The organism is Methylobacterium goesingense (assembly GCF_022179225.1).
Lineage (GTDB): Bacteria > Pseudomonadota > Alphaproteobacteria > Rhizobiales > Beijerinckiaceae > Methylobacterium > Methylobacterium goesingense.
Genome location: NZ_BPQL01000184.1, coordinates 1 through 6,995, shown reverse-complemented (window position 1 = coordinate 6,995; position 6,995 = coordinate 1). Strand labels below are relative to the sequence as shown.

Genomic DNA, 6,995 nt, shown 5'->3' with positions numbered 1-6,995 from the left:
GGCGAGGATGGCATTGGTCTTGACCTGCTCGCGCATGACCACGCCCACGAGGCGTAGAACCTGGTCGCCGGTGATGTGGCCGTAGACGTCGTTGAAGCGCTTGAAGGAATCGACGTCGATCACGATCAGCCCGGCCGGCGTGGCCGCGGAGGCGCCCTGCACCAACTTGCACAGGCTGTCCTCGAAATGCTTGCGGTTGGACAGGCCGGTGAGCGGATCGGTGAGGCTCTCCAGCCGCGTCGCCTCCAGGGTCTCGCGCAGGGCCTCGATCTCGCTGCGGCTCTCACGCATGCGCGCCTTGAGGGTGCGGTTATTGGCGCTGACCTCCCGCGTCGTCGCCACCAGGGCCGCGACGATCCGGTGAACGGCGGCCTGGCTCGGGGTGGGGCCGTCGAGGTCGTGCGCCAGAGCGCGGAGCGATTCACCGTACTGCGTGGTGGAGCCGAGCGAGAGGTCGAGCACCTCCATCACGCCGGCGATCTCGCTCAGCACGCCGGTGCTGGCATGCTCCGTCGCGGCCGACAGACGGCTCGGATCGAGATAGGTCCGGTAGAGGGTCTCGATGTCTTCCTCGGTGAGGGCCGCGGAGGCCGCCGTCAGGCGCTTCAGGGCATCGTTCAGCAACGGCTGCGTGCCGGAGACGTACGCGTACCAGACGGCGTAGGAACGCGGGGCCGCGGAGGGCCCGTAATCGCGCATCAGCGTGTTGGCGCGCTCGGCCAGCGCGAAGCTCCGGTCGCGATCGCCATGTGTGCCGTCCATCGTCCGTCCCATCGTCCGCAGGCGCCCCGGATAGAGGGCGCACCCGCGCGATTCACCCTAGGGCGGCGTTGGTGCAGAGTGGGTTAAGGGGGCGGCTCATTTCGGTGATTTGACCACCGCCGGACGCAGCAGGAAGGCCGGGACGTGCGAGCCCAAGCCGACCGGCGTTTCGCCCTCGTCCTCGTCGCCGCGGCGCCGGGGCGGGGGACGACGCTCCTCGCGCGCCCGCTCGGGACGCGGCGCCCGCTGGGCCGCGGGGGACGCGGGCGCGGCCTCGCGTTCGGCGATCTCGGCCGGGACGGACGGGGCGCGCTCCGGCGCGGCCCGGCGGGCGGTGGACCTGCCGCCGCGCCCATCGCGCTTGGGCGCGCGGCCTTCCGGCCTGCCCTCGGACTTACCACTCTCGGACCTGCCACTCTCGGATCTGCCACCCTCGGGACTCGCGGTCTCGGACCGCGCCCCCTCGGATCGGCCGGCCCCGGACCGTCCGGCGGCCGCCTTGCCCGCGCCGGGGCGCAGGCGACGGCCACTGCCAGCCTTGCCGCGATAGCGGGTGCGCGTCGAGTCGCCGTCCTCGGACGGGGCGCTGGATTCCGGCACCGAGGCGAGGTCGCCCTCGGACCAGGGAATCGGCTGCCCGATCAGGGCCTCGATGGCATGGAGCGAGCGCTCGTCGGCGCGGCTGACGAGGGTGAAGGCGTGGCCGGCGCGGCCGGCGCGGCCCGTACGGCCGATGCGGTGGACGTAGTCTTCCGGATGATGCGGCACGTCGAAGTTGAAGACGTGGCTCACGGCCGGGATGTCGAGCCCGCGCGCCGCCACGTCGCTGGCCACCAAGAGCGGCACCTCGCCCGAGCGGAAGGCGTCCAGCGCGATCGTGCGGGCGCGCTGATCCATGTCGCCGTGGAGCGCGGCCACGTTGAAGCCGTGGCTCGCCAGGGACTTCTGCAGCAGCGCCACGTCGCGCTTGCGGTTACAGAAGATGATGCCGTTGTTCAGTTCGGCCTCGCCGCGGATGAGACGGCGCAGCAGATCGCGCTTCTCGTGGCCCTCCGAAGGGGTCGCCACGAGCTTCTGCACGATGGTCGCGGCGGTGGAGGCGGGCCGGGCCACCTCGATCCGCTGGGGCGTGTGCAGGAACATGTCGGCCAGCCGCTCGATCTCCGGCGGCATCGTGGCCGAGAAGAACAAGGTCTGGCGCGTGAACGGCACCATCTTCACGATGCGCTCGATGTCGGGGATGAACCCCATGTCGAGCATGCGGTCGGCCTCGTCGATGACGAGGAGTTCGACGCCGGTGAGCAGCAGCTTGCCGCGCTCGAAATGGTCGAGGAGCCGGCCCGGCGTCGCGATCAGCACGTCGGTGCCGCGCATCAGCTTGGCGTCCTGCTCGGCGAAGGAGACGCCGCCGATGATCAGGGCGACGTTGAGCTTGTGGTTGATGCCGTAGCGATCGAAGTTTTCGACCACCTGGGCGGCGAGCTCGCGCGTCGGCTCCAGGATCAGCGTGCGCGGCATGCGGGCGCGGGCCCGGCCGTTCTCCAGCAGCGTCAGCATCGGCAGCGTGAAGGCCGCCGTCTTGCCGGTGCCGGTCTGGGCGATGCCGAGGACGTCGCGGCGCGCGAGCACGTGGGGGATGGCCTGGGCCTGGATCGGCGTCGGCTCGGAGTAGCCGGCCGCCGTGACGGCCTGGAGGACCTTGTCGCTCAATCCGAGGTCGGCAAAAGACATATTCTATGAGAACCGTTGCGCGCGGGAATGGACCAACCGGCGCGGAGGACATCGACACGGCGACGGCTGGCAGAAAGGGCGGCTTCGACACGACCCGCCGCGCACACGCGTTGCGGGGACACTTAGGGCCTTGCGCCGCCTTGTCAATCGAGGCCACCCTCGACAGGGCGGCTTATCCGCAGGCGCGCGCCGCGCCGGCCCGGCCCCGAGGTTCGTCCCGCCTTGCGCATCCTGCTCATCAACCCGAACACCACCCCCTCCGTCACCGACCTCGTGGCGGACCATGTGCGGTCGGTGGCCGGGGCGGGAATCACCCTGGTGCCCGCCACCGGGCGGTTCGGGGCGCGCTACATCGCGAGCCGGGCGGCGGTCGCCATCGCCGGCCACGCCGCCCTCGATGCCCTCGCCGAGCACGTCGCCGGCTGCGACGCCGTCTACCTCGCCTGCTTCGGCGATCCGGGGCTCGCGGCCCTGCGCGAGGTCTCGCCGGTCCCCGTGGTGGGCATGGCCGACGCCGCCTGCCGGGCCGCCGCCAGCGGCGGACGGCGCTTTGCCATCGTCACCGGGGGCGCCCTCTGGGAACCGATGCTGACCGAGTTCGTCGCGGCCATCGGGCTGGCCGAGCGGTTCGCTGGCGTGCGCGCGGTCGCGCCGACGGGGGGCGAGATCGCCGCCGATCCCGACGCGGCCCTCGGTCTCCTCGCCGCCGCCTGCCGGGCCTGCGCGGAGGCGGACGGCGCCGAGGCCGTGATCCTCGGGGGCGCGGCCCTGGCAGGGCTCGCCGCGCGCATCCAGCCCGCCGTGCCCGTGCCGGTCCTGTGCTCGGTGGAGGCCGGCACGCACGCGGTCCTGGCCGCCGCTGGCGCCGGCGCCGGCGCCGGCGCCTCGCGCGCAAGCCGGGGCGCGCCCGCGGTGGCAAGCACCGGCCTCGCCCCGGCCCTGGCGCGCCTCCTCGCGGAGACCTGACCGCTCCACTTTGCATCGCAAAGAAAAACCTTGCGTCGCCCCCACGTCCGAAGTTACTTTGCATCACAGAGTTCGTGGCGGGACAGGGCGAAATGAGCGATCTCGACAAGGCCCTGGCCGACATCGTCGCGATCCGCTCGCAGTTGGTCCGGGGCACGGCCTTCAGCGGCTACGGCTCGGCCGCCTTCGCGGCCACCGCCGGGCTCGCCCTGGCCACCGCGACGGCGCAATCCCTCCTTCTCGACGACCCGGATGGCCGGCCCCTGACCTATTTCGGCGCCTGGATCGTCACCGCCGTGATCGCCCTCATGCTGATCGGCGCGGAGATGCGCGCCCGCGCCCGCCGGCACACGGGCGGCCTCAGGGACGCGATGATCCACGACGCCGTCGAGCAGTTCCTGCCGGCGGGCGCCACTGGCGCGCTCCTCGCCATGGTGCTGGCCCGGGTTTCGCCGGAGAACCTTTGGCTGCTGCCGGGCCTGTGGCAGGTGCTGGTCAGCCTCGGCATCTTCGCTGGAATCCGGGTCATGCCGCGCGGCGTCGCTCTCGTGGGGGCCTGGTACCTCGTCGCCGGCCTCGCGGTGCTGGTCGTGTCGGGGGAGGGCCGCCACCTCTCGCCCTGGGCGATGGGCGTGCCGTTCGCCGTCGGCCAGGCCCTGATGGCCCTGGTGATCCGCGCCGCCTCGGAGGCCAACGATGCCCAAGATTGAGACGGGCAAGACTAAATCGGACGAGCCCGTGGCCGCCCCCTTCGCCGCCCCCTTCGCCTATGACGGGCTCGACCGGGTGATCCACGAGAAGGCCCGCCTCGGGCTGCTCACCTCGCTGATCGCCCACCCCAAGGGCCTCGCCTTCGCCGACCTCAAGCAGCTTTGCGGCCTCACCGACGGCAATCTGAGCCGCCACCTCCAGGTGTTGCAGGAGGCGGGCCTCGTCGAGATCCGCAAGGGCTACGAGGGCAACCGGCCCCAGACCACCTGCGGCCTCACCGCCGCCGGGCGCCGGCGCTTCCTCGACTACCTCGCCGTGCTCGAGCGCGTGGTGCGCGACGCCGCCGAGGCGGCGCGGGACGCGGACGCGCCCTCCGAGAAGCCCACCGCGCGAGTCGGCCGGCCTCGACCGGCCTGAGCCGCGCCCCGACCCAGTCACGCCCGGGCTCCGACCTTCACGTGCCAGGAAACTTTACGATGCAAATGACTTTGCAGAGCGGACTTCACGTCGGCATCATCATGGACGGCAACGGCCGCTGGGCCGTCGCTCGCGGCCTGCCTCGGGTGCTGGGGCACAAGGCCGGCGTGGCGGCGATCCGGCGGGTGGTGGAGGCGGCCCCGGACCAGGGCATCGGCACGCTGACCCTCTACGCCTTCTCCAGCGACAACTGGCGTCGGCCGCCGGAGGAGGTCTGCGCCCTGATGGGCCTGCTGCGGCGCTACCTGCGCGCCGAGACCGGGCGCCTCGCCGGGGCCGGCGTGCGCCTGACCGTGATCGGCCGGCGCGACCGCCTGCCGGCGGGGCTCGCCGAGGCCATCGGCCGGGCGGAGGACCTGACGGCGGCGGGCACCCGCCTACACCTGCGCATCGCGATCGACTACTCGGCCCGCGCGGCGATCCTGGCCGCCGCCGCCACGCTGGCGGCCTCGGCCGACCCGTCTCCGTCGCCGGCCGCATTCGGCCGGGCGGTGAGCGGCGGGGCGGTTCCCGACGTGGACCTCGTTATCCGCACCAGCGGCGAGCAGCGCCTCTCGGATTTCCTGCTCTGGGAGAGCGCCTATGCCGAGTTGCACTTCACGCAAGGACACTGGCCGGATTTCGACGTGGACGACCTCGCCGCGGCCCTCGCCGCCTTCGCCGGCCGCGAACGCCGTTTCGGCGGCCTCGCCGCATCCGCCCGAGCGGCTTGAGGGCGCCCGGTCGCGCCACGCCTCAGCGCCTGAGGCCGGCGGCGGTGCAGGGGTCGAGGAGCGTCCGCCCGGCGGCTTGTCCGATCGAACCCGTGGTCTCGGGCTCGAACTGTTCGGCGCGGGCCTCGCGCTGACGCGGCCCGGTCTCCACCGCGCGGGAGAGATACTGGGTCGCCGCGAAGGCGACGATGCCGACTGCGAGGCTCAGCTTGATCGCCCAGGGCAGCAGCCTGGCGGGCGGGCGGGCGACGGCCTCCTCCCGCTCCGGCATCGGATCCTCGCCACGGGGGATGTCCACGAAGCGGCTGGGTGGGAGCATGGCAGGCACGTTCATCGGTGCGGCCCACGGTTGGACCGATCGGGCTGGACATTCCGCCATCAGGGTTAAGATCGCGTTCGCGCGCCGGCGCGCAGGGTCGGCCGATCGGCATTAAAAAACGCCCTAGCCAAGCAAGCGGCAGTAAAAATCCTGGCGCGCGGCGGGCTCGAAAATTCCGCGAACGGTATCTTGAATTTTCGAGAGGCTACACAATGCGACAGGTGAAGTGACCCGACCAATGTGCGTCAGGACACAGACGATCAAGCTCAGAGATGAACTCCGACTAACCTTTACCCTTCCTTGACTTCTGGGGGCGTAACCCGTGGCCTTGTTGCAGGAAAGCGACAGACCCGACGGCAGCCAGGGCCTACAAGCACGCCGGCTATCGCCAACCAGGACCAGGTAAAATGAAAAGACTGCTTCTCGCCTCCACCGTGCTCGCCGGCCTGACCGCCGTCGCTTCGGCCGCCGACCTTCCGCGCCGCGCGGCTCCCCCGGTGTTCGTGCCGGTGCCGGTGTTCACCTGGACCGGCTTCTACGCCGGTATCAACGCCGGCTACGGCTTCGGCACGGGCAACGACAACAACCGCACGACCACCGTGCTGGCCACCGCGCCCGTCTTCGCCCCCGGCGCCGTCGGCGCTGCCGTGTTCAACAACCGCAACAACAACGAAGGCTTCGTTGGCGGCGGTCAGATCGGCTACAACTACCAGTTCACCCCGGGCTCCGGTGTCGTGATCGGTGTCGAGGCCGACGCCCAGTACGTCGACTTCGGTTCGCAGCGGAACAACGCGACCATCATCGGCGCGAACGTCAACAACCTGACCTTCGTCAACCCGAACGGCCTGTCGGGCCTCGACTACTTCGGCACCGTGCGCGGTCGCCTCGGCTACGCCTTCGACCGCACCCTGGTGTACGGCACCGGCGGCTTCGCCTACGGCGGCGGCGGCGGTAACGATTTCGGCCTGCCCAACAGCAGCCGCAACGACTTCCGCACCGGCTGGGCCGCTGGCGGCGGCATCGAGTACGCCCTGCCGACCGACTCGTTCCTGAACTTCTTCAAGTCTTCGGCCGTGACCCTCAAGGTCGAAGGTCTGTACGTGAACCTCGACCGCGACAACCGCAACAACGGCGTGTTCGCCTACTCGCCCGCCACCGGCGCGACCTACTCGGTCAACACCCCCGGCGTGGTCACCACCGGCTACAACAACCGCCGCTCCGACGAGTTCGTCGTCGTGCGCGCCGGCCTGAACTACAAGTTCGGCTCGTACTAAGCCGACCCCATGCGATCCCGCGCGGCCGACCCCGGTCCGCGC

General features: G+C 71.3%; 8 protein-coding genes. 5 read left to right on the top strand and 3 right to left on the bottom strand.

Annotation, left to right across the window (positions count from 1 at the left end):
* Together MFF30_RS23885 and MFF30_RS23880 are read right to left on the bottom strand one after the other, a co-directional pair.
* The coding region (locus MFF30_RS23885; protein WP_238282637.1) for a GGDEF domain-containing protein at positions 1-762 on the bottom strand (762 nt) is incomplete at its 3' end.
* A 96-nt stretch (positions 763-858) separates the two neighbouring features.
* The gene (locus tag MFF30_RS23880; RefSeq protein ID WP_238282636.1) at positions 859-2,493 is read right to left on the bottom strand and encodes a DEAD/DEAH box helicase; all 1,635 of its coding nucleotides are present in this window, start codon (positions 2,491-2,493) and stop codon (positions 859-861) included.
* Positions 2,494-2,715: 222 nt separating this feature from the next.
* Here MFF30_RS23880 and MFF30_RS23875 point away from each other — a divergent pair, with 222 nt between their 5' ends.
* The 4 genes from MFF30_RS23875 to MFF30_RS23860 all read left to right on the top strand — a co-directional run bounded on the left by MFF30_RS23875 (position 2,716) and on the right by MFF30_RS23860 (position 5,360).
* The gene (locus MFF30_RS23875; RefSeq protein ID WP_238282635.1) at positions 2,716-3,459 is read left to right on the top strand and encodes an aspartate/glutamate racemase family protein; all 744 of its coding nucleotides are present in this window, start codon (positions 2,716-2,718) and stop codon (positions 3,457-3,459) included.
* A 92-nt stretch (positions 3,460-3,551) separates the two neighbouring features.
* Positions 3,552-4,169 carry a hypothetical protein gene (locus tag MFF30_RS23870; RefSeq protein ID WP_238282634.1) on the top strand — a complete coding sequence of 206 codons (618 nt, stop codon included), beginning with the start codon at positions 3,552-3,554 and terminating at the stop codon, positions 4,167-4,169.
* Positions 4,156-4,587 carry a transcriptional regulator gene (locus MFF30_RS23865; RefSeq protein WP_238282633.1) on the top strand — a complete coding sequence of 144 codons (432 nt, stop codon included), beginning with the start codon at positions 4,156-4,158 and terminating at the stop codon, positions 4,585-4,587. The genes MFF30_RS23870 and MFF30_RS23865 overlap by 14 nt, the downstream gene beginning before the upstream one ends.
* Positions 4,588-4,646: 59 nt before the next feature.
* A complete protein-coding gene (locus MFF30_RS23860; RefSeq protein ID WP_238282632.1) occupies positions 4,647-5,360 on the top strand; it encodes a di-trans,poly-cis-decaprenylcistransferase in 714 nt (237 codons plus the stop codon).
* Between the two features lie 22 nt (positions 5,361-5,382).
* Here the strand turns inward: MFF30_RS23860 and MFF30_RS23855 are convergent, their stop codons facing one another.
* Positions 5,383-5,679: a hypothetical protein gene (locus tag MFF30_RS23855; protein WP_238282631.1), complete on the bottom strand. Its 297-nt coding sequence runs from the start codon at positions 5,677-5,679 to the stop codon at positions 5,383-5,385.
* Between the two features lie 407 nt (positions 5,680-6,086).
* On the opposite strand from MFF30_RS23855, the gene MFF30_RS23850 reads away from it, so the two are divergent.
* Complete coding sequence (locus tag MFF30_RS23850) at positions 6,087-6,953, top strand: outer membrane protein (RefSeq protein WP_238282629.1); 867 nt, start codon at positions 6,087-6,089, stop codon at positions 6,951-6,953.
* Positions 6,954-6,995 lie beyond the last annotated feature (42 nt).